General features: G+C 49.2%; 20 protein-coding genes. 11 read left to right on the plus strand and 9 right to left on the minus strand.

Annotated features, from left to right (window positions below):
- Positions 1-137 precede the first annotated feature (137 nt).
- Positions 138-1,229, plus strand: a complete 1,092-nt coding sequence (locus tag AC0YNZ_RS11235) for an HRDC domain-containing protein (RefSeq protein ID WP_475826685.1) — start codon at positions 138-140, stop codon at positions 1,227-1,229.
- Between the two features lie 45 nt (positions 1,230-1,274).
- Here AC0YNZ_RS11235 and AC0YNZ_RS11240 read toward each other — a convergent pair whose 3' ends face one another.
- Both AC0YNZ_RS11240 and AC0YNZ_RS11245 read right to left on the minus strand, forming a co-directional pair.
- Positions 1,275-4,058 (minus strand): right-handed parallel beta-helix repeat-containing protein, encoded by a 2,784-nt coding sequence (locus AC0YNZ_RS11240; RefSeq protein WP_475826686.1) that lies wholly within the window; start codon positions 4,056-4,058, stop codon positions 1,275-1,277.
- 290 nt (positions 4,059-4,348) lie between these two features.
- Complete coding sequence (locus tag AC0YNZ_RS11245; protein ID WP_475826687.1) at positions 4,349-5,359, minus strand: zinc dependent phospholipase C family protein; 1,011 nt, start codon at positions 5,357-5,359, stop codon at positions 4,349-4,351.
- Positions 5,360-5,528: 169 nt separating this feature from the next.
- Here AC0YNZ_RS11245 and AC0YNZ_RS11250 point away from each other — a divergent pair, with 169 nt between their 5' ends.
- The 6 genes from AC0YNZ_RS11250 to AC0YNZ_RS11275 all read left to right on the plus strand — a co-directional run bounded on the left by AC0YNZ_RS11250 (position 5,529) and on the right by AC0YNZ_RS11275 (position 11,756).
- Positions 5,529-5,990: a chemotaxis protein CheX gene (locus AC0YNZ_RS11250; protein WP_475826688.1), complete on the plus strand. Its 462-nt coding sequence runs from the start codon at positions 5,529-5,531 to the stop codon at positions 5,988-5,990.
- Between the two features lie 77 nt (positions 5,991-6,067).
- Positions 6,068-6,841, plus strand: coding sequence for an SDR family NAD(P)-dependent oxidoreductase (locus AC0YNZ_RS11255; protein WP_475826689.1), 774 nt, complete (start codon positions 6,068-6,070; stop codon positions 6,839-6,841).
- Between the two features lie 26 nt (positions 6,842-6,867).
- Positions 6,868-8,307: a DEAD/DEAH box helicase gene (locus tag AC0YNZ_RS11260; protein WP_475826690.1), complete on the plus strand. Its 1,440-nt coding sequence runs from the start codon at positions 6,868-6,870 to the stop codon at positions 8,305-8,307.
- Between the two features lie 115 nt (positions 8,308-8,422).
- Positions 8,423-9,646, plus strand: coding sequence for an S-layer homology domain-containing protein (locus AC0YNZ_RS11265; RefSeq protein ID WP_475826691.1), 1,224 nt, complete (start codon positions 8,423-8,425; stop codon positions 9,644-9,646).
- Positions 9,647-9,759: 113 nt separating this feature from the next.
- Entirely contained in the window at positions 9,760-10,512 is a 753-nt protein-coding gene (locus AC0YNZ_RS11270; RefSeq protein ID WP_475826692.1) for an ABC transporter ATP-binding protein, read from the plus strand.
- Positions 10,509-11,756, plus strand: coding sequence for an ABC transporter permease (locus AC0YNZ_RS11275; RefSeq protein ID WP_475826693.1), 1,248 nt, complete (start codon positions 10,509-10,511; stop codon positions 11,754-11,756). Before AC0YNZ_RS11270 ends, AC0YNZ_RS11275 begins: the two co-directional genes overlap by 4 nt.
- A gap of 107 nt (positions 11,757-11,863) precedes the next feature.
- Here AC0YNZ_RS11275 and AC0YNZ_RS11280 read toward each other — a convergent pair whose 3' ends face one another.
- A complete protein-coding gene (locus tag AC0YNZ_RS11280) occupies positions 11,864-13,168 on the minus strand; it encodes an aminotransferase class I/II-fold pyridoxal phosphate-dependent enzyme (RefSeq protein ID WP_475826694.1) in 1,305 nt (434 codons plus the stop codon).
- Positions 13,169-13,375: 207 nt separating this feature from the next.
- Here AC0YNZ_RS11280 and AC0YNZ_RS11285 point away from each other — a divergent pair, with 207 nt between their 5' ends.
- On the plus strand, positions 13,376-14,161 hold the full coding sequence (locus AC0YNZ_RS11285) for a helix-turn-helix domain-containing protein (protein ID WP_110772151.1): 786 nt from the start codon (positions 13,376-13,378) through the stop codon (positions 14,159-14,161).
- Between the two features lie 79 nt (positions 14,162-14,240).
- On the opposite strand, the gene asd is transcribed toward AC0YNZ_RS11285, so the two are convergent.
- Positions 14,241-15,029, minus strand: coding sequence for an archaetidylserine decarboxylase (asd, locus tag AC0YNZ_RS11290; RefSeq protein WP_475826695.1), 789 nt, complete (start codon positions 15,027-15,029; stop codon positions 14,241-14,243).
- Positions 15,030-15,195: 166 nt separating this feature from the next.
- On the opposite strand from asd, the gene AC0YNZ_RS11295 reads away from it, so the two are divergent.
- The gene (locus tag AC0YNZ_RS11295; RefSeq protein WP_475826696.1) at positions 15,196-15,492 is read left to right on the plus strand and encodes a transposase; all 297 of its coding nucleotides are present in this window, start codon (positions 15,196-15,198) and stop codon (positions 15,490-15,492) included.
- An 84-nt stretch (positions 15,493-15,576) separates the two neighbouring features.
- Here AC0YNZ_RS11295 and AC0YNZ_RS11300 read toward each other — a convergent pair whose 3' ends face one another.
- Positions 15,577-16,833 carry a Rossmann-fold NAD(P)-binding domain-containing protein gene (locus AC0YNZ_RS11300; protein ID WP_475826697.1) on the minus strand — a complete coding sequence of 419 codons (1,257 nt, stop codon included), beginning with the start codon at positions 16,831-16,833 and terminating at the stop codon, positions 15,577-15,579.
- Between AC0YNZ_RS11300 and AC0YNZ_RS11305 the strand changes: the two genes are divergently transcribed.
- Together AC0YNZ_RS11305 and AC0YNZ_RS11310 are read left to right on the plus strand one after the other, a co-directional pair.
- Positions 16,819-17,031: a hypothetical protein gene (locus AC0YNZ_RS11305; RefSeq protein ID WP_475826698.1), complete on the plus strand. Its 213-nt coding sequence runs from the start codon at positions 16,819-16,821 to the stop codon at positions 17,029-17,031. The two genes, AC0YNZ_RS11300 and AC0YNZ_RS11305, sit on opposite strands and share 15 nt — an antisense overlap.
- Before the next feature lie 30 nt (positions 17,032-17,061).
- Positions 17,062-17,739, plus strand: coding sequence for an HAD family hydrolase (locus AC0YNZ_RS11310; protein ID WP_475826699.1), 678 nt, complete (start codon positions 17,062-17,064; stop codon positions 17,737-17,739).
- A gap of 183 nt (positions 17,740-17,922) precedes the next feature.
- Here AC0YNZ_RS11310 and AC0YNZ_RS11315 read toward each other — a convergent pair whose 3' ends face one another.
- Genes AC0YNZ_RS11315 through AC0YNZ_RS11330 form a run of 4 tightly spaced genes read right to left on the minus strand, consistent with a single transcriptional unit; the run spans position 17,923 to position 22,175 of the window.
- Complete coding sequence (locus AC0YNZ_RS11315) at positions 17,923-18,420, minus strand: GNAT family N-acetyltransferase (protein WP_475826700.1); 498 nt, start codon at positions 18,418-18,420, stop codon at positions 17,923-17,925.
- 1 nt (position 18,421) lies between these two features.
- A complete protein-coding gene (locus tag AC0YNZ_RS11320; protein ID WP_475826701.1) occupies positions 18,422-19,576 on the minus strand; it encodes a YheC/YheD family endospore coat-associated protein in 1,155 nt (384 codons plus the stop codon).
- A complete protein-coding gene (locus tag AC0YNZ_RS11325) occupies positions 19,576-20,955 on the minus strand; it encodes a YheC/YheD family endospore coat-associated protein (protein ID WP_475826702.1) in 1,380 nt (459 codons plus the stop codon). Before AC0YNZ_RS11325 ends, AC0YNZ_RS11320 begins: the two co-directional genes overlap by 1 nt.
- Complete coding sequence (locus AC0YNZ_RS11330) at positions 20,952-22,175, minus strand: YheC/YheD family endospore coat-associated protein (protein WP_475826703.1); 1,224 nt, start codon at positions 22,173-22,175, stop codon at positions 20,952-20,954. The genes AC0YNZ_RS11325 and AC0YNZ_RS11330 overlap by 4 nt, the downstream gene beginning before the upstream one ends.
- Between the last annotated feature and the right edge of the window lie 8 nt (positions 22,176-22,183).

Consider the following 22,183-nt stretch of genomic DNA (forward strand, 5'->3'; position numbering starts at 1 on the left):
ACTCCATTAATACAATCATTATACAACAATAAAATGCTTGTAATAAAGAAATCATTATGATAGCATGAAAGCAATCGAATCATTGAACGTGAGTGAGGAAGCACCTCCTTTGCCTTAGGCAAAGGAGGTGCTTTTTTTTGTTTCCGGCTTTCCGGTCTGCCGTCCGGACTGTCGCCCTGCCGTTCAATACATTCGCGAATACATCTATTTATTGGAGGATTGAGGCAATCATGCAAATCGTATTTTTGAACACGTTCGAGAAGCCAAGTGAGGGTCAACATTTCGAGAGCGCCCAACTGTCTATTTGCGAGAGTCAGGGCGTATGGGCAGTCATGTGGGTGGTGGGCGAGGAGGCTGGCGGAGATCCGCAAACCTGGTTCGAAGGCACATCGTGGGAAGAAATGATCGTGGCCTTTCGGCACGGGATTGCAAGGGTGATGGGGGAAGGTTATGCACCGATCATTGACGGCATGCTGGATGATCGCCGAGCATCAGCTGGCAGCTTCGTGATGATGCTGCAATGTTACGGCGAGCTTCATGCCAATCAGGAGCTTTTTCAATCGCTGCGCGAATGGCGTCGAACTAAGGCGATTGCAGAGAAGCGCTCGGCTTATCTTATTGCTACCAACCGGATGCTTTGGATGATTAGCGCTTTCGTACCGAAGACGGCGGAAGAGCTGACTCAAATACCTGGCTGGGGCAGTGCCAAGCATGCCTCCTATGGGCTGGAAGTGCTGGAGATAACGGGAGAGGCCAGCCGTGAATCGGAATTTCCGCTGCAATGGGTTGAGGAAAAACTTGATTCGGCGGCGTATACGCAGTGGTTGTATAAACAAAAGGAAACGAAATATAAAGCATTGATGGACCGTCAGCTGGCCAAAAAGCATATATTGACGACGGTGCAGCAGGGCGGCACGCTTGAGCAGCTCGGGGCCGAGCTGGAGCTGTCAAGACGTGAGCTGATGGACCGGATCGAGCAGCTGGAGCGGGAGGGTTATGATTTTGAATCGCTTATTAGGAGAGAGCTGAATGAGGTGCCTGAAGATGAGCAGCAGCTCGTCTGGGAAGCTCTTTCACAGGTAGGCGATAAATATTTAAAGCCTGTGCTGCAGCAGGTATACGGCACATCGGAAGCTTCCCAGCTCGATAAACCGGTTGATGTGTTATATGAGCGGCTGCGGCTTATAAGGCTGCGTTTTCGAAGAAGCCTCATAAGCAAAGCGGTTTAGACAAAAAAAGCACCCATAAAGGGTGCTCATAAAAATGCCGGATCTTTATTGTGAAATCTGGCCGTAGGTTTTGAATACGGCCAGATTGCCGACTTCCTGCCACGTTACTGTGCCGTCCGTAACCGTTGCTCCCGATGTTGTCGGCCAGATTGGTGAGAATCCGCCTGTCGTTCCAGCGACAATCACCTCATATACATGTCCGGCCGAGTTAATTTGGTCGCCTTTAACTGTTGTGACGGATGCTGCCCAAGTCACTTTATTAGCTATTCCGGAGACTATACATATCCAACCAACATATCCGCCAGCGACAAGCGCAGCGTTGCCGTAAGTCTGATTACGGAACCAATGCCCCGAAGACGGTGATGCCATGCCTTCTTCGCTAGGATCATAATCGATATAAATACCAACTTCTCCTGTTGGGAGATTGATATTCGTGAACACGTTTTTTGCGGAGGAAAAGATTTTAACGGCTTTTTTATTAGTGGTATTATAATACGCCAATGATAGACGCCCTGCTCCAGTGTAAACGATCTCAGTATTTTTTAGATATAAACTATTCGTACCAGTCACACCGAATATGTTTGTAAGAAAATAGAGGAAACCGCTATTCGAAATTTTAATGCGGCACTGGTCTGCTTCTATCCATCCATACCCGGTATTAAACTCAGTTTGAAAGAGATAGGCGTTTGTCGAAACGAGAAATTCGCAGTTTGAAAGCTTAGTAATTGGCGACTCTCCCAGCGTATTAATATTCCCAATCTTCACTACCGAATCTGATAATTTACATTTATTAAAGATCGCAGTCCGCTGCTTGGTAGCAAAAACGTGATTATTCAGGAGACATTTCCTAAAACGGCAGTCCGTAAAGATTACCTTCTCCGCAACAGTTTTCTGATTCCTGGTTTCAATCCGCAAATTCATATTGGTCATGACTGTATTGTTGATCTCATATACCCTGAAATAAATATCCCTTTGTATTGCTAGTCCTTCGAACGTACAATCCACAACACGATTAACTGTTATGGTTGGAACGCCCGAATAGCTTTCCGTCCATTGGAAATGATTATTCTGGCATATGAATTTGTCATCGTCTGGCATAGAGAAGATACCTGGATCTATGATCGTGTTTCGATGGAAATAAACATCATAACCCGCACCGGACAGACCCGTATTGTTTGTAAAAGCGATGGTATTGTTCTCTATATTTACGTGGGCATTTTGAAGATGTGCGGTCATCAAACCAATTCCAGTTTGGCACCGGTACAAATAGTTCTCCTTGACATTAGCTGCATGTAGAGAATATAAATTAATGCCGATACCGCCGAGGTTGTAAAAGTGGTTATTGTGAATTTCGAGCGTGTAACATCCGGCTAATATACCGTGCCACAGGTTATACAAGAGGTTATTCCGTATGATACAGTTATCGCCGTACGAATCCTCTTGATTAATGCCGTAGCGGGTTGGATCAGTGAAGAGCGGCTTCCTGTCCAGCATGCCGGTGCCGTCATGAAGGATACAGTTCTGAATAACGTTGTAGTTTCCGCCAAGCGTAATACCTCCGCGGTGAATGTTATATACCTCGCAATATTCGATGATATTATGGTGAGGAGATAACCCGAATTTGAGTGTTATTTGCATATTTTTTGTCGTTACCGTTTCATTGTTGAACAAAAATCTGAATTTTTTGGCACCTGGAGGAATTGAAATTGGCGTATAAATTTTTTTGTACTCGTAACGTCCGAGATAAGTGTTATCAGCGGCATAATAAAATACGTCAACTTCCTTTGAGTTAATTGCCGTTTGGCGAGAATACCCGGTGCCGGCGATCAAGAAGCTGTCATACTCAGTCGTTGCCAGGTTAAGCATTTGCGTGACGAGAGTTTTTCCAGCAGCCGCAATAAGTGTGCCTGTCATCCTATCGATGTCGTTGACCGTAAGGCCTAAACCGAACTCAGCGTATTCATGAAAGGATGTGCTGTCAAAGGAAATCCCGTCCCCCATGTAGCTGCTTACTTTGCAATTCCGAACCGAACTAAATGAGGAGCCTCTAATGACCTGAATACCATAGGTCCATTCAATGGCCGCTTCCGCTGCAGTGTTGAAGCTGCGGTCGTCCTTGCACCCGATAAGTACCAGATTTTTAATATGCGTGTTGGTTACTCCCTGCAGTTTGATGCTGACGCCATCCTGGCTATTCGAAAATTTGCCGGGGAAGTTGTAAAAATCCGTTACACCCGTTCTAGTATCAAAAGGAGATTTGCGGTCCGAATCGTAGATTACCTTTAATGTCGAACCATTAAAGTCTACTGTAATGTTGCTTTGAGTAATCATAATCGTTCGCGGATAACAGATAGGATAAGTTCCTTTCGGTAAAATGATGTTGCTGTATCCGTTCTCAACCGCCCATTGAATGGCATTATTGAATCCTTGGATATTCGTGTCCGCCCGTGTGTAATCTTCATTTACATACGGTTTCACAGGTATGCCGGTTGTAATGCCCCATCTGCCAGTTTCGATAATATAGGTTATTCCAGGCACTGCGTTGCCTGATGGACCTGCCGGCCCTACAGGGCCTTGTAATCCGTTATCTCCTTTTTGGCCTTGCGGTCCAGCGGGCCCTGTCAGGCCTTGCGGGCCAATCGGACCAGTCAACCCCTGCGGACCAGTCGGTCCCGGAGGTCCTTCAAAACCAGCTGGCAGTGCAGATGGTTTTATTTTTGCAGTTGCAGAATCATAAATATGATCAAGCAGGGTTTGGATTTGTGAATCGTCATACACTTGAATTTCGCTACCATTTACGACAATGTTTCCGTTTTTTATAGATGTCAATTTCCACCCCTCATTCCCTTTATTGGACATGCAATACTTTATGAAAAAAAATGGAAAATGTCACTGCTTATAACTAAGAGCTGACCTATTTTCTCATAAAAAGAAAATGGGTTTGCATGAGGGGACAACTCTCCTTGTCATCTATATATTATGAAAATTTACAAATAATAAAATAATAGACAAGTCGAAGCGTCAAACTTCATATCGCTAGGAAATGAAAAAAAATGCTTCTCATTAGTAAGCATACTAATTAAGGAGCATTTCTTTTAATGAATTATATTGTGTGGTGTCTAAGGAACCCTCGTTATACCGGGCTGGTCGGCCCATACCGTTTCCGCAAAGCGTATCGCATCACCGGAGTCGCAATCGAGACCGGTTTCATAGGAACGGTTGCCTATGAAGGAGATAGCTTCTTCCCGCAGCTGCCTTACAAGAATGCGATCCTCCTTCGTATACTGGGGACCCTCATGAGCCCGTAACCAGGTGAGAACAGCGCTAATGACTTGGGTGGCGTCGGTTATGGCTTGCTCCCATAATGTCCATACGCTTTCATGATGATAGGTGCTGCCGTCTACCGGGTCAAGCCAAGGCTGCCCGGCCAGGTTTAATACATCAAAAGGCAGCGCTTCCCGCTTGTACACAAAGGGCTCAATTTGTCCGAAGGTAAGCTTTCGGCGTATCCCTGCCGGATCATGGAACAAACGCTGCGCAGCCGCAAAATCGCGGTTTGCTTGATTCCAATCCTCACGGCGAATAAGCGGAGCCAGCTCCGGGTAATAGGCTGCCGCAATCGATTCGAATGCGTCTACAACCGTGGGGGGAAAAGCGCCCTTCGTATCAATATGCTTCCAAACGGCGGTCTTCCACGTTTCGACTCCCCACAGTTCGCTTGCAATGATCGTATCCATCATAATTTCAAATCGCTGATGGTCCCATTTGCGAAATCCTGACTTGCTAAAAACGTATGGATGCAGGTTCCGGTCAAGGATATGATGCAAGATAAAACCAAGCGTATATAGGATAGAGGGATCAGGACGTTTGGGGCATGCCGACCGGCCATTAACGCAATCCAGCATTTCTACGAGCACAGGACCGCAATTTCGGTTATGCATTTCGGTGCCTAAACGGTTTAAAGCCACACTTCGCTGCCATGGGAAAAAGCGATGATAGAATAAAAAGTCAGGCCCTTGGCAGCCCATATTAAAAATATTTTTTTGTTCGCCGGATTGAATAAGTCCCGTTTCCCCAAGCTTTTCAAGCACTAGCTGTCCGAATATGAAATGAGCCCACACATTAGGCATTGAAGAGACACCTCCATGCATATACATAATTCTACAGTTTTCGTTAAGGGAATTTAGTTCTTTTGGTATATATATTTATTTAATAGTATACTTGTCCTAGGGAATTAAGTATAATAAAAAATAAATTAGACAAAGCGCGAATTTTGTCAAAAAGGAGCGTATCTTCATAATGAAGGCTGAATACATAAATCCGTTTCTTGAATCTGCAAAAATCGTAATTGAGCAAGTCGTACAAATTCGTCCTGAGACAGGAAATCTGGGTCTCAAAGATATTAAATTTGTAGAGAACTACATCTGGATTCAAATAGGGCTCAACGGACAGATGAACGGTGACATTGTATTCGGGCTTAGTGAAGAGGTAGCTATGAAAATGGTTTCTGCGATGATGGGCGGATACGTTATTTCTGAAATCGACGAAATCGTAAAGAGCGCTATTTCTGAGCTTGGCAACATGATTAGCGGAAATGCCAGTACGATGCTGTTTAACCAAGGGGTTAGGGTAGATATTACACCTCCGAAGGTTATCCAGTCTGCTCAATCAGCAGGCTTTTCCACACAAAAGGCGTTGACAGTCCCGCTCATTATGGAAGGCATCGGAGAACTCGACATCCAAGTTTTAATCGCATCTTAGCACAGAAATGGCTCCTTAGGGAGCTTTTTTTGCGTCTGTAATACCAATCAAGTAAACTTGTAAATGGGTGATGTTGGATGTTAAATGGCAAAGTGGTTTTCATCTCCGGAGCATCAAGCGGAATCGGAGCGTTAACGGCAATAAGGCTGGCTGAACGGGGGGCGATCCCTGTGCTGACCGGGCGCAGCATCGAGAAGCTGAAGGAGATTTCCGCTGCAATAAAGGGAAAAAGCTCGTTCTATCAGATGGATGTGACGGATAACGAACAAGTAAAGCAAACGGTGGAGGCTGTCATTGCGAAATACGGAAAAATAGATATATTGTTGAATAATGCCGGTTACGGCCAATTCGAGTATTTTATGAGCATGCCTGTGGAAAACTTTGAGCAAATGATGGACACGAACTACATGGGGGTCGTACGCTGCACGAAGGCTGTCATTCCTCATATGGTGAAGCAGGGAAGCGGGCATATCGTTAACATCGCTTCCTTGGCAGGGAAAATAGGCACCGCGAAATCAACCAGCTACACCGCTACGAAGCATGCCGTGCTCGGTTTTACCAATTCGCTTCGGATGGAGCTAAGCGGGCAGGGAATTCAGGTGTCTGCGGTTAATCCGGGTCCGATCGATACTCCTTTTTTCTCGCAAGCTGATCCTTCAGGCTCTTACGTGAAAAATGTCAGTTGGTTTATGATGAAGCCAGAATATGTCGTCAAACGGATTATTCGATTGATCGAGCGGAGAAAGGCTGAGCTTGACCTGCCGAAAACAGCTTCTATGGGTATAAAGCTTTATCAATTGCTGCCTCGAACAGTCGACCGGCTGTTCGGCGGCTTATTGAATCGAAAATAAAGGTTGGAATGAGAGAGGATTAAAGAATGAGTAAGTACACTTGGAATGAGATTGGTATTAATGAACTGCTGGCGGATAAGCTCGCCGCTAACGGAATTGTAGAGCCAACGGATGTACAGGCCGAGACGATTCCGATTCTGCTTGGAGGCAGCGACGTGTCAGCAAGGTCGCAAACGGGCACCGGCAAGACGCTCGCATATTTATTGCCGCTGCTTCAGAAGTTGAATTCGTATTCGAATGCGATACAAGCGGTTATTTTGGCTCCGACGCAGGAGCTCGCGATGCAAATCGTACGCGTTGCGGAAACGTACTCGGAACCGCTGAACATACGCGTTCAGCAATTGATTGGAGGAGCGGCGCTGAAGCGTCAGGTCGAGAAGCTGAAGCTGCGGCCGCAGCTCGTTATCGGAACGCCGGGACGTATTCATGAGCTGCTGAAGCTGCGCAAGCTCAAGCTGAATGACGTCAACAACGTCGTTATTGATGAAGCGGATCAGGTGTTTCAGCTCGGCTCGACGAAAGAAGTCGAGATTATTTTGCATAGTATGGGCCGAGGCCGGCAAATCGCGTTCTTCTCCGCGACGTATCCCGATCAAATGGCTCGTTTCGAAGGACGGTGGATGAAAAATCCGGAGCGCATCCAAATTACGCCGGAGCACCGCGTATCGCAAACGATCGACAACTTTTATATTGTTAGCGATAAACGGGACAAGACGGATACGGCGAGGCGCCTTGTCCGCCTGCTGAACCCGGCATCTGCGCTGCTTTTCCTGAATGATACCGACAACATATCGAACTGGGAATCGAAGCTCAGCTATGAAGGCTTTACCGTCGAGGCTCTGTATGGCGATGCGGACAAGCAGCGCCGGGCAGCTACGTTAGCCCGCTTTCGCGATGGACGCTGCCAGCTGCTGCTTGCGACAGACGTTGCGGCTCGCGGTCTCGATATCGAGGGACTGACGCTCGTTATTCATCTTGATCCGGCGGCAGACGCGGATCATTATGTGCATAGAGCAGGCCGCACCGGACGGATGGGACGGGCAGGTACGGTCGTATCGATCGTGACTCCGCAGGAGCTGTTCATTATGGAGAAATTCCGGAAGCAGCTCGGCATTGATTTGACGGAACGAACGATGTTTAGAGGCAAGCTGCTTACGGAGGAGGAGCTAAGGGAAGCGTCACGTCCATTTGCGGCTCGTCATGAGGCCAAGCTCACGGAGCGTTCGGAAGAAGCGCGGGCGAAGCGGCCGGTCGAACGTAAAGATGCTCCGCGGCCAGCGGCGGAAGCGAAGCCGGAAGCGGATAAAGCGCGCATTGCGTCGGCTGATCCGAGACCAGAGGCAAAGCCTGCTTCAAAGCCCGCTCCAAAGCCTGCTCCTAAGAAGGTGGAGCGCAAGCGAGAAGGTAAAAACAAGGGCGCTCCAAAATGGTTGAAAGCTAAACGCGAGGCCAAGAAGGAACAATAAACTACATTTATTTTAATAGCCACCCTCCTAAATCGAGCTGACTCTCCCGAAACGTATGGGCGTAGGTCAATAATGCGGCAAAACCCGCAATCGAAAAAGGAGTGTGGCTTTCTTAATGAAACAAGCAATGTGGAAAAAGACAGCAGTTTCTTCGCTTGCGCTGCTAATGCTTGCAGGAGGAGCGACGTCAGCTTTTGCAGATGGTGGTAAAGGGTATGAAGGCGATCGTGATGATGATAAAGGACGTCATGAGGATAAGGACGATAAAGCTCATGATAAGTATAAAATAACGTGGCAATTCGAGGATGAGGATGACCTGAAATGGGCGATGGAATACATTATGCGACTGGCGTCGAAGGGTGTATTTACCGGCTATGAGGATGGAACGTTTAAACCGCATCAAAAAATCAGCCGCATTGAGACATTAACTGCTGCGGTTAGATTGATGGGTCTTCGTGAGCAAGCGGAATCGGCGGAAGAAATGAACACCGACCTTCAGTTCAAAGACGCTAAAAAAATCGAAAGCAAATATCCATGGGCTGTCGGTTACGTAGCTGTGGCATTGGAAAATGATCTGTTCGCCGAAACGGAAACAGAAGTGAAGCCGGAAGTGAAAGCAACAAGATTGTGGTCTACGATACTTCTTATTAAAGCGCTTAAATTGGAAGACGAGGCTAAAGCTCTCAATAATGAGAAGCTGGACTTTAAGGATGCGAAGGAGATCCCGGCAGGATCTGTCGGTTATGTTGCGCTTGCTCTGAAGAAAGGTATTATTACGGGTTATAATGATAAGCATGGCAAAACGTTCCGTCCGAACCAACCGGTTTCCCGTGCAGAACTCGCAGCGCTTCTAGACCGTACCGATACGGAAATGCCGGATCAGGATGCACAAGCGATTACAGGCAAGCTGAAAGCAGCACCTGCGGATAACAAGCTGACGTTGGTAAAAGCGGATAACACGGAGGCTGCGTTAACGATTGATCCGAACGTATTCATTTTCCGTGATGATAAGAAATCGCCTTTAAGCGCTCTGCGTGCGGGTGATGAGGTGCTTGTACGTACATACCTCAACAAAATCGTCTTCATTGAGGTTACGAAGTCAGCTCCTGCTGTCATTTCCTTCTCGGAGCAGGGCGTCATTAATACGCTTACTTTCAACTCGCAAGCGGAGCTTGCAACGATTTCGATCTCGCGTATCGATAACTCGCAGACAGTTGTTAATATTTATAACGTTGATGCAAACGTTGCGATTACCGGGGATGCATCGCTGCTGAAGGCTGGTCAACTTGTACAGGTCAAGGGCGAAAACGGAACGGCAAAATCGATTGAAATTAAATAAAAAACAGGAAAGAAGCATCACCCCTGGCGGTGATGCTTTTTTTTTGATCTTAAGCGGATTTTTCGGTATGCTGTTTACTAGCTAGAACTAAATTGGATGTTGAAGGTGATAGGATGGAGCCTATACTGCAGGTGAATGAATTAACCGGAGGCTATAGCCCGAGAAGACCCGTGCTGCATAATGTCTCCTTTGAAGTAAGGCCCGGCGAAATGGTAGGTCTTATCGGTTTGAATGGCGCGGGTAAGAGTACGACAATCAAGCATATATTGGGACTGATGAAGCCGCAGGCTGGGGAAGTAAAGGTCGACGGCGTTGCGCTGGAGGAAGAAACGGAGCGTTATCGCAGCGCTTTTGCATATGTACCGGAGACGCCGGTGCTGTTCGATGAGTTAACGGTGGAGGAGCATCTGCGTTTAACCGGGATGGCTTACAGCGTACAAGACAACCAATATGAAACAAGGGAAGACGAGCTGCTGAAGCAGTTTCAGATGATGCCGAAGCGAAAGGCTTTTGCCTCGCACTTATCCAAAGGAATGAAGCAGAAGGTTATGATTATGAATGCGCTGCTCGCAGAACCGCCGCTGTACATTATCGATGAGCCGTTTCTGGGGCTTGACCCGCTCGGCATTCGCTCCTTGCTCGAGCGGCTGGTTGAGGTGAAGCGTAAGGGGGCGGCCATTCTTATGAGCTCTCATATTTTGTCCACGGTCGAAACCTATTGCGACCGGTTTATCGTCATGCATCATGGAAAAGTTGTCGCTTTAGGCACGCTAGAGGACGTCAGGCAAGCAGCCGGGATGGACATGCGCGGCGGTTCCTTGGAGGATGCCTTCTACAAGCTCGTTACTGGAGGCCATGTCTCATGACCCCGGATCAATCGCTCGAGAAGTTGTGGCATCGGCGGGCAAAGGCGTTCCGCGAGGAAACGATGCCTTACTTTCGCTATATGGGGCAAAGCGGATTTCCGGCTTTTATGTCCTTGATCATTATTTCTTCCGCTATTGGCTATATAAACTTGATTCGCCATATGCCTGCCAGCTTTCCCTTTGCAACTGTCGGCGTTATAGCATTGACGCTGGTTCTTTGCTGGAGTCCGCTCCGAACCTGGCTTGCCGCAGGCGATACCGTATTTTTGATGCCGCACGAAGCGGAGATGAGCGGTTATTTGCGCCTCTCGTTTCGTTATACGACGATTGCTTGTACTTTGCTCGCCGCAATTGTGCTGCTTCTTTATCTGCCGATCTATAATCAAGGTCCAGCCTTCAGCGGAGGCTGGGCGCTTGCTGTCGCCGCAGCGGCTCTGAAGGCAGGCAATGTATGGGGCGCGTGGAAAGAGCGGCAGATGACATGGCCCGGCATGAGACGGCTAATGCGGCTGCTGCGCTGGACAGCTACAGCATTATCGCTCGCGGTGTGGCTTAATTGTCCGGTTTGGCAGGCTGCAGCATTTACATTACTCATCGGCGTTTTATATGGTTTGCTTTACCGGCTTCCTGCCAGGCACCGTTTTCCTTGGGAGCGGCTGATTGACGAAGAAGCAAGAACGCGCAAGCGCTATTACGTTTTTTTTGGCCTATTCATCGACGTGCCGACCCTTCCATCCAGCATCGCCAAAAGACCTTATTTGTCGTGGGTGCTTCGCACGGTCTCCTACTCGAACCGCAATACATTTGTGTATCTGTACACGGCTTCGCTGCTAAGAACGGAGATGGGCGGCATTATTATCCGGCTGCTCTTGCTCGGCTGCCTGATCATATATTGGCTTGCAGATGCACTATTGCTGTCCGGTTATGGCTGTATTCTCGTATTTGGCATTTTCATGGGATTAATCGCTGTCCAATTAGGGGGCCTGCGGCATATCCATCGCCACTCGGTCTGGAAGCATGTATATCCCATGCCTGAAAAGCAGCGGGCCTGGCAATATTTAAAGGTAGACCGGTTGGCTATGCTGTTGTGCACGGCGCTGCTGTGGTTATTTGCTGCTTTGCCGCTAGCCTTTTCGGGCGTGGTTCTTCCTGAGCTTGCAGCGGCAGCTTTGGCACTCGTGTACATCGCCATTCGGCCGGCACGCCTTCGCAAGAAGATCATCATGGATGAGGATGAAGACTGAATATAAAAATAACCCCCTTGGAGCGGCGGTTGTCTTAAAGACATGCTTCTCTTAGGGGGCTATTGATGTTTTGATGCTAGTGCTGCCGGAACGCGGCAGTCAGCCTGTTATGCTTTTTGGGCGATCAATTCATTCACAGCTTTGAAGATCGTATCGAACAGCTCTTCGAGGTTGTCTTCCTCGATGCAGGAGAAGGCGACGCGAAGGTCGGTTTCGCCTAAAGCGATCGTGCCGATGCCGTATTGGTTCAGCAAATGAGAGCGTACCGCCTCAGCCGTTACATTGCTCAGCTTCAGACACATAAAGTAGCCGGAGTTGAATGGGTAATATTCCCACACATCGCCGTATCGGCCGCTGTCGAGCAATGATTTGACGCGATTAGCGCGGCGCTTCATAATATCGTATTTCTCCGCTTTTTGGCCTTCGAATTCAGGCGATGTCAAAGCGCGCAATACGAATGTTTGCGAAGGATGCGGACCGCTGGAAATGGTAGCGCGAATGATACCGAGCGTTTTTTGCTCTAGCGCATTTAAGACGGCTGATGAGGTTGAAGCATAAGTGATGAAGCCTACGCGGAAGCCCCATACGTATTCTTCTTTCGTTGCGCCGTCTACCTTTACAGCAAGAACGCGCGGGTGAAGGTCGGCAAGCTTAGAGAACAGGGACTCGTGCAAGGAATCTTCGAAAAACAAACCGAAATAAGCGTCGTCGGTTACAACTACAACATTGACTCCTTCTTCCGCCGCATCGCGAATCGCAGCGATAATTTCATCGCCCTCCTGCGGTCCTGGCGTGTAGCCTGTCGGATTGTTCGGGAAGTTAAGAACGACAATCGCTTTTCCTTTATCCTTCTGTGCAAGCAAAGCTTCGCGCAAACCAGCGCTGTTAAAGCGGGTTTGATCGTTGTAGAGAGGGTATTCTACCATTTCGGCACCGCGGCGGATACCGAATGTTAGCTCGTAGTTCTCCCAGTTCTTATTTGGAATGATCACAGCATCGCCTGCATCCGCGAACAAGTCGGCTACAATGCTAAGGCCGTGCGTCAATGCATTCGTAACGACCGGATTGCCGAAGCTCTTTAACTCAAGGGAAGGGTTATCTTTGATCATCTTCGTGCGCCATGCTGCGCGAAGCTCCGGCTTACCGGCAGGAGGTGCGTATTCATATATATCTTTAGGATTGTAAGCAGAGAGCGTCTCTTGGATGACCTTGAGATGCATCGGCTGTCCGCCTTCTGTTGCAATACCGATAGTTGCGTTAAATTTAGTTGCTTTTGTTTTCGCTTCGGCGGACTGACTAAGTATGCCCTCCTTCGGGAAATAAATCGCTTTGCCTAAGGTTGACAACATCGCATAGACGTTCGGACTCTCCGATTTCAACGTCTCGTTTAACTGCTGAGCAAGTGGGTTCATGGACTTTATTCCATCCTTCCGAAATCATTCATTTGAAATTTGTATTATCAGGCGTTAGCCGTTTACGCTTGTCGGGTGCTATTATAACATTTTTTTTAAGCTCCAAACCATTCTCAAATCAAATTTTTTCGTAACTTTAGGGCGGCTTGCACAAAAGTTTACCGCTGTTGTATGATGACGGCATAGATTTACACAGGAGGTTGCCTTATGCTGCACATTTCGCCTGATTCGTTCATCCTGTTACCCGCGTTTGCCAAAATCGTATGCGAGCCGGGCTGGAGATGGGCGAGACGCGAGAAGCCGATGGCCAATTTTGATTTATTTTACGTATGGAGCGGCGAAGGGGAGGTTGAAGTCAACGGTACTCCTTATGAGGTCGGACCGGGAAGCTGCTTTCTGTTTCGTCCAGGCGATTACACTAGCGCCACTCATAACCCGCAGCGTCCGCTCGTATTATCCTACATTCATTTTGCGGTAAACGAAGCATTGGATACGGTGCCGAACCGGTATAGGCAACTGAATGATACCGTCGACTTCGAATATATGCTTTCGCGTTACGTAAGGCTGTTTCTTGTGCAGACTTATGCGGCAGAGGAGGAAGCGCAGCTCGTGCTTAAGCAGCTGATGATTCATTTGCTAAGGGAGGACAAGCAGCTGCCGGTCGAGAAGAAAGCCAGCAATCAGCTGACGGAGGCCATTCACGAGGTGGCTAACTTTGTTCGGCAAAACCCGAGCATCGCGCATCGTGTAGAGGATTTGGCGATGCGGGCGCAGTTGTCGCCCCGTTATTTTTCGATGAAATTCAAAGATCTGATCGGGATGTCGGTACAAACCTACATGATTCGCACGAGAATTGAGCGGGCGCAGCATTTGCTAATGCATGCGGGCATGAACGTAACAGAGGTGGCGGATGCGCTCGGCTACCGCGATATTTTTTTCTTCAGCCGGCAATTTAAGCAATATACGGGCCGCAGCCCGTCGGAGATAAGATAGGCGTACTCGCAAAATAACCCGAATCCCTCAGCAATGAAGGGATTCGGGTTATTTTGTGATGAGCTTGTGTCCGCCCGCTTTAGCGGCTGATCAGCGATCCAAGACGGTCGCCCATTCGCACCTTCATGCCAAGCAAGCCGTTATCGCGGGGGTTAAAGCTGCCGTCCTCCAGCAGAAGTACTACCGTGGAGCCGAACTCGAAATAGGCAAGTTCCTCGCCTTTTGACATTTCGTCCTTAAGCGGCTGCACGTATTGAATGCTGCTCACATTCATTGCGCCAACCTTGACGACCGCCGTTTCCCCTGCATGATGCTGCATATAGGTAATGAGGCGCTCGTTGCGGCTGAGAACTCTGCGCATATGGCGGAGGCCGAAGTCGTTTACCGGATAAACCCGGCCCGCAACATGCTCGCGTTCCACAATGCGCCCGCTGACAGGCGTGTGGATGCGGTGGTAATCGGTTGGACTTAAATATAGGACGATGTAATAACCGTGCATATAATTAGCCGTTCGCGGAGAACGGTTCAGGAGTTCGTCGATCGTGTAGTCCTGTCCCTTCACATTGACAATGGTGCCGCTGCTTATCGGTCCGGCGCCGGTAATGAGGGCATCAACGGGGCTGACGAGTGCGTCTACACCTGCGTGCACTTCCCGAAGCCCGGGCTTTAACCGTCGGGTGAAAAACTCGTTTAACGTTTTATATTCGGTCAGAGGCTTCTCGGCCTCCGCTATTTTTATGTTGTATGCCGCAGCGAAACGGGAAATAAAAGGGCGGCTGGCAGCCGATTGCGCGAATTTTCCGGTTATGCTGGATATCCATTTGCGCGAGCTTAATTCTGTCATGGAGCGAAGCAGCCATTTTGTCATACGTGAACCGTCACGTCCTTTCCTGCAGGGGGGCAATTAGTCCGTATACCCAACACACAGTGTGACATATCCGCTTCTAATTTTCAATATATACATCGTCCGCCTGAATGGATAGAGGTTTAAGCATCTAAAAAATAACCGAACCTGTCACTAGAGGTGAAGGTGCATGATGATTATGATTGGCGCAGCGCTGGCATTCGGAGCAGCCCTAATCGGATTAATTAGCAGAATGAGCGGTATGGCCAGCCGTATTTTTGACGGTATCGCGGCCGCCGCAGCTTTTTTGTTTTTTGTAATAGCAGCAGATGCAGTTGTGGGAACACTTGCCAATAACACCGTATTTATGACAGAGGTGCATCGCATATTTGAAAATCCGCTCTTTTTGGCAAGCGGTGCCTATCTCGGGCCTTATACGCTCGGGCGAATAGCGATGCTGCCTGCTTCTTTGTTTAGTCGAAAATAAGAGGCTGCACGGCGGATCATTTGGTCCGCCGGATAGCCCCGCCTGGGAGAAATGGCTTGCTCCAGCAAGCCGTGCATGGCCTCTCTATTTACGCAACCGCTGCAGCAGCAAGCCGTCGGAGCCGGCATTCGTGCCCCGGACGAGGGGCTTCATAAAGTAGGCTATATAATCCCCATATGCTTTAATCCCCGCATCCGAAAGCTCGTCTACCCAATGAACGCCGTTTGGCACCTCGCCCAGCAGCAAGGAGCAAATACCGCCGTAAAGGCCGCACGCAACTTGAAAATAAGTAGCGTTCGTTCCATATGCCGCGTAAATCTGTTTGTTTTCCATCACATTGTATAAATAGCGCTCGTGATCGTCGTACACAAGAAGAACGCCAACCAGGTCGGAGCCTTCAAGCTCCGCGTCGCGGGGATCAAGAAGCTTATGATTCCAATCCCACAGCTCATCCGCATCATCCAGGTGGTTTTGCAAAATCGCAGTCGTCACCTCATTGACCTTATAAATGAAGCCGGACTCAAATGGAAAGCGTTTGCCTAGGGAGAGCACCTCCTCATGCGGCATAAGGCAGCCCTCGAAGCTGAGTTCCCCTAGCCGGATAATGAATGTCTGCGCATATACGGCCTCATACAGAAATAAAGCCTGATGGTGACTGACGTACATCGGATAATTTAAAATCGCTTCATCCAAAAAACATTCGGGCGACCAGGTGCTGTATACCGTTTTCGGCTGCATAAGTGACCGGTCGGCATAAAAGCTGCTATCCGTTTCTACAATATAGCAGGCGAGCGGGAGCTTGTCCGGCTGCTCTTGCATAAGGGAGAGCGCAAACCACTGTACGACCCCGGGGTTCATGCCTGACCCTACGATGGCTTTCAGGTTGGTGAAGCTGTTTCTGCCTGCAATGAATCTTGAATATCGTTCGATTAGCGTGAACCCCTCCAGCTCATTAAGCCGGTCTACCTCCTCGCTTTCCAGTGCAGTATTCACGTAAGCGACAGCAAGCTCATTGCAGCAATCAAGCATGGCCAACGTATCCGCCCAAGAAGCATCGATGACGAGAGCGGTAGCCGTATTTGCCAAATGGCGCTTGAATCTGGCCGTATCCTGCAAATCGAATTGATGAAGCACAAGATGACGGGCCAGCTGCGGACAATACGGTGTGAAGGTATCTTGTTGAAGCGGTTTTGCGTCAATGCAGTGAATGGTACAGTCCGTTAGAGATTTGTGCAGCGGAGCCTTAGCATCTTGCAGCACCTGCTCAAAAAGTGCGAGGACGGCTTTGCCTACCCCTCCGCCGCTGCCAAGCAGCGTAATGACTAAATGATCATTTCCCATCTGGAATCAACTCCTTTCGTTGCTATCAGCATACGCAGGCTGCTGCTTGTCTGCTTGCGGCATTTGCTCCGTACCGTAAGTCCAAGCTGTATCCGCCGCCGGAGGGCTGACCGTCCATATGCGAATGTTCAGAGAGATTCGTTTATCCGCAGAAAGCCTGTCTTCCAGCTTGCGGTGCTTTCCCGTATTCCAGTATGATAAGAACAGACTTTAAGGGGGGGATTAATCATGGGCGAGCGTAAGCTCAGCAAGCCGGAGGCTGTAATATTTGATATGGATGGAACGCTGTTTGAAACGGATACGCTGCTGGTGCCAGTTCATCACCGCGTATTCGAGACGCTTCGGGAGGAGAGGCTTTACGAGCATGAAACGCCGCCAGTGGAGCGTTTGCTCAGCTGCTTGGGGATGGTGCTGGAAGACATCTGGCGCCATGTTATGCCAGACAGCACGGAGGCTGCGCGGAAGCGTGCCGATGAATTGCTGCTCCAATACGAGCTGGAGGGATTAGTTAGCGGAGAAGGGGAGCTTTACCCTTATGTTGAGCAAACGCTGCGCGAGCTGAAGGAGCGCGGAGTGAAGCTGTTCGTAGCTAGCAACGGGCTGGAGGACTACGTGAAGGGCGTTGCTCGTTTCAGAGGGATTGACGGGCTGTTCGACGGTTTGTACAGCGCGGGCGAATATGCGACATCAACCAAGGTTGATTTAGTAGCGCGACTGCTCGAGGATCACGGCATTCAGTCTGCCTGGATGGTAGGCGACCGTTCATCGGATGTAGAAGCGGGTAAGGGCAACGGTCTGCAAACGATCGGCTGCGCTTATGCGACATACGGGCGTGCCGCAGAGCTTGACGGAGCAGATGTGCTGATCACCGATTTCCGTGAGCTTACCCGCCTGCTGGAGCAATAAAGCAGCAATGCAAAGCGAGACAAAAAACACCTGTAAGGTTAGGCGGCGCGTCAGCGCTGCTTCCCGGCAGGTGCAAGCTTCGCAGCATTACATTTTAATCATCCGCGTATACTAATCCGCGTTTTCTCACTTCAGATTTCAATCAAAATTACAAAGATAGAGCGCTCCTCCGGTAAGCCGGCTTCATTGAGATACACAGTCAGGATGACTAGGCCGGGCTTTGTCTTGCTTGTTGTCCTTTTCAAAACGGAGCGTTGGTTTGCCTGTCGGACCTCTATGCATGGAAACGGCAGTCATGCCAAGCCGGAAGCATAGCGCCATGCTGGCCGTGTTGTCAGCAGCCACATTACAGCTAAGCTTGCCCAGGCGCTCGAGCATCGCCTGCAAAATCTTGCTGCCGATGCCGAGGCTTCTTGCTTCAGGATGAACGACGACCATACAGGATCCCTCGCCGCCATCTTGGGCAAAGCCAAAGCCGACGATGCGGCTGCTATGTTTAGCTATCACAGCAACTGCACCGATTGGCGAGTTATGGCCTTCTTTAAGTAAAGAGGGATCCAGCTTGCGAAGCACATGAATGGTAGAGACTGCAAGCCGCTTATCCCCGAAACGGATGGCAAAGCCGATAAGTCGTTTTTGTTCCGATAACCATGCCTCTGGTGTAAGCAGCTCTAGCTCCACGTTACGCGCCTCCCGCTTTTTCTGCTTTTACTTTAGCTAAATAAGCACCGTAATGAAAAATGCGTTCCAAAGATTTTTTGCGGATATGAGGCTCGTCGAATTTCATAGGCTTTGAATTCGCCTCAAAAAACCACATATTTCCCAGACTGTCTATACCCAGATCCATGGACATTTCACCAAGCATCTGTCCAGAAGCGCGTTCTATTTGTTTGGCTATGAGCACAGCCGTGTTTTTTGCTTTTATCAGCAGTTTACGCGCCTGCTCCTGATTGAATGAATTAGCGAGCAGCTTCTCCGGATCCTCGATCATTCCGCCTCTTGGAACATGGGTTGTAATACTCGAAGCACCGGCTATTCGTGCGCCGATGCCGGTAATGTCCCATTGACCGCGCTGGTTTTTTTGGACGAGAGCGCGAAGGTCGAAACTTCGTTCGTTGAAGGAGGCCAGATTAATGCCCTGCTGGGCAATATAGGCCTCCCCTCCACTTTGCTTTTGAATGCGGCTCCACAGCTTATTGATGGACGAACAATGATAGGTGGCGCTTTTTTTATTTTCTTGTATTTTTAACCGATAGGGCTGCGGCGTCTCGGCATCAACATTAATAGTCATAATGCCTTTGCCCGCTTTCCCGCTCTCTGGCTTCAAATATAGGTATGAATGCTTGCGCATCATTCGGCCGAGGCCTGTTACCGATACTAGCCTGCGGGTCGTCGGAATGTACGGTTTGGTCGATTTGGACAGGCGCAGCCATTCGAAGAGATCCCATTTGTTGAAGAAGAAGGGATTAAACAGTTTTACATGCGGGTGATTATGGCATGCTTCGATCTTTTGCTTAACGAAGGGCAGCTCTTCATCTTCCCTTAACGGAATACGGTTATAGATGATGTCGGGGAACGGCATAAGCCGCTGATGCCAGCTGTCGGTATCCGAATCATAAATGAACCCTTTTAAGCTGCTCCTCGTTAACAGCAGGTTTTTTGCCGTCAAGACGTAGACGATAAACCCCATGGATTGGCCGGTTCGAATCAAATCGGCAAAGTTGCTGCGATTGCCCCGGAAGAGATGAGTATCATCCTCGATTGTCAAAATAGCCAGTACCGTCCTGCCAGAGCGTATCTTTCTCAAGTCCGATTCATCTGGAAGCATGGTGTTCATTAGCCATTACCTCCCTGGCCTTGGAAACGGCTAAGGTACATGCAATGCTCAAAAATATAAGACACCGATGCCCGGCCCTCCGAGCGGAGTGCCGGATGCTTGAAGATCGACCGGCCTGGCTTGGCGTTTGCTTCAAACATCCAAATTTCCCCATATTTGTCGATGCCGAGATCAAGTCCCAGCTCGCCGAGCCGGTGCGGATAATTTCGTTCAATTGCTTCAGAAAGCTTAATGGCGGTTTGCTTCGCTTTCTCAAGAACGGCGGCCGATTCATCGCCAAACGTTTTTACAAGTGCTTGCTCCGGCGTCATAAGCGATCCGCCGCTTTTCACATGTGTCGTAACGCTGCCGCGGCCAGCCTTCTTCGCGCCGATGCCGGCAGGGACCCATTCGTTTTTGCCGTTCTTATGCATATGAAAACGGAAATCGAGCGGACAGTTGTCGATTTCTACAAGTCGAATACCTTGTTGGACAACATATTGACTTAAGCTGACGCCGTGTCTCGCTTGCAGCATTCGCATCAAGCCGTTGAAGCTTCCGAATCGCAGCAGCACATTTTGCCTGCCTTTGCGGTATCGAGCGAAATAACCGCGCTTTGGATGATAGGTTAATCTGTATATCCCTATTCCAAGGCTGCCTGCAGTTGGTTTAAAGTAAAGAAACTGATGCTTTTCGAGCATCTCCTTTATTTTTTCCATGGATGGTCCTGAGACGGATTCGGGCAAATGATTCAGCGCTTCAGGATCATTGTCCAGCAGTTTATAGACATCGGCCTTATTGAAGAAGCTCCAGTTGAAAATAGGGATTTTGCGTCGTACGAATCGTTCGCGCAGCGCATTGATGGATGCGGAGGTTTCCGTCTTGCGGTTCGGAAGACGGTTGTAAACGACGTCCGGCAGCGGTACGATTTTGCGGTACCAGCTGCCTTGCTGATCAAGAAAATAGCCGTTGATTGTCTCCTGCTGCCAATTGATATCATTCGGAGTGAAACCGAACAGGTAAGCTTTATGCTCTCCGGTACGGATAATCTGTTTAATGAAGTTGGTCCGGCCGCCAAAAGGATTACTTTCTGAACGAATGCCATTATCACTTAATATGCCGACAAGCGGTCCAAGCTGAACTTCGTTATCGCCGGAGTTGAGCACATATACGTTCCCGGATTTCGGCACTTTGATCGATTGACGGATTCCTGCTGACAAATACAAGTGATTGCCCGGCCGGTTCAGCTGCTTGATTTCCGCATTAATCACTTCGTTACCCAGCTTGAGGAAAACCGACTTTTTGCCTGAAAGCTTCAGCTGCTTTAGTAGAGGACTGGACAAATATACGACTTTATTAGACTGCTGTGAGAAATGTACGTTACAAGTTGTCAAACTCATCGATGAACCTCCTGAACGTTGAAAGGCCGTAATTCGTCGTCGAAACTTAAATAACGGTGACGGCCGTTAATGGACTCATTGGCTACAAAGTACGGGAACAAGCGTCTAGACAACAAGCGTGCATATAAAAGCGGTCTTTCGATTGACAGCCGCTCGGCTTCCTGATCGCTTATGATACGAAAGGAAGAACGGCCTGGCTTCGAGTTTGCTTCGATTAGCCATAGTTTGCCGTCCGAATCGATGCCAAAGTCTAATCCAAGTTCGGCAAATCTGCCGAATTTGCATTCAAGTCGTTCAACTGTTTGCTTGCTTATTGTATGGATCTGCTCTAGCAAACGTTCTGCTCTGTGTGCGCCAAATTTGGCAGTAATCAGCTGAGCAGCCGGGCTGGCGTCTCCGCCGCCGTGCAGGTTGGACGTGAGCGAGCCCGCTTGACCCGTACGAGACGCGACTCCGGTGAGCGACCACTTTCCTGTATGCTCCTTCTGCATGAGTGCTCTTACGTCAAATGGCTTGCCGTCCTCGCCGCTAAGCTCCAGATAAGGTTGGATTAAATAGGTTGAGCGGTGAATAAAGCGGCCGATCCATTGCTCCGCCGCGTGATTGTCCGTAAAAGTAATAGAAAAAGTACGATTCTGACGGCTTCTGCCCTTCACCTTCGTTGTTTGCTCGAGCGGGCAGCGCTTTACGTGCACGATACCTCTGCCTTGCATACCTGCGGATGGTTTAAGGACGATACCGTCAAAATACCGATCCGCTAGAAGTATGACCTGATTTGCGGATTGATAGGGCAAAGTAACGGGCAAATGCTTTGCCAGCAGGATGTCATCCTTAAGCGCATCATAGACGCCCTGTTTAGCCGGGAGGGTTCCGTTCAGCATCACATGCGGTTTCTTGTAATTCAAAGCCGCAAGCATGCTGCGGCAGCTTATTCGCTGATCAGCTTTGGTGAAAAAGCAGCGATCATAGATGACATCAGGCAGCGGAACTTCCTGTCTTACCCACCGGTTTTGTTCAAAGCGGTAGCCGAAGAGCTGTTCGGATGGAGGCTGAAGGCCTTCCGCCGCAAATACATAGACGTCAATTCCAAGCGGCCTGCCGGCGATTGTGAGCGCGCGGTAGAAGGAGGGCTCCGGTAATCTCGGCTCGGTTGCGCTATTCAAGGCTTGACGGCTGAGCGAGGCGACGACGATACCGAGATTGACAATTCGAGCCTGCATGGGAGCCT

The organism is Paenibacillus sp. J2L1-98 (assembly GCF_056269405.1).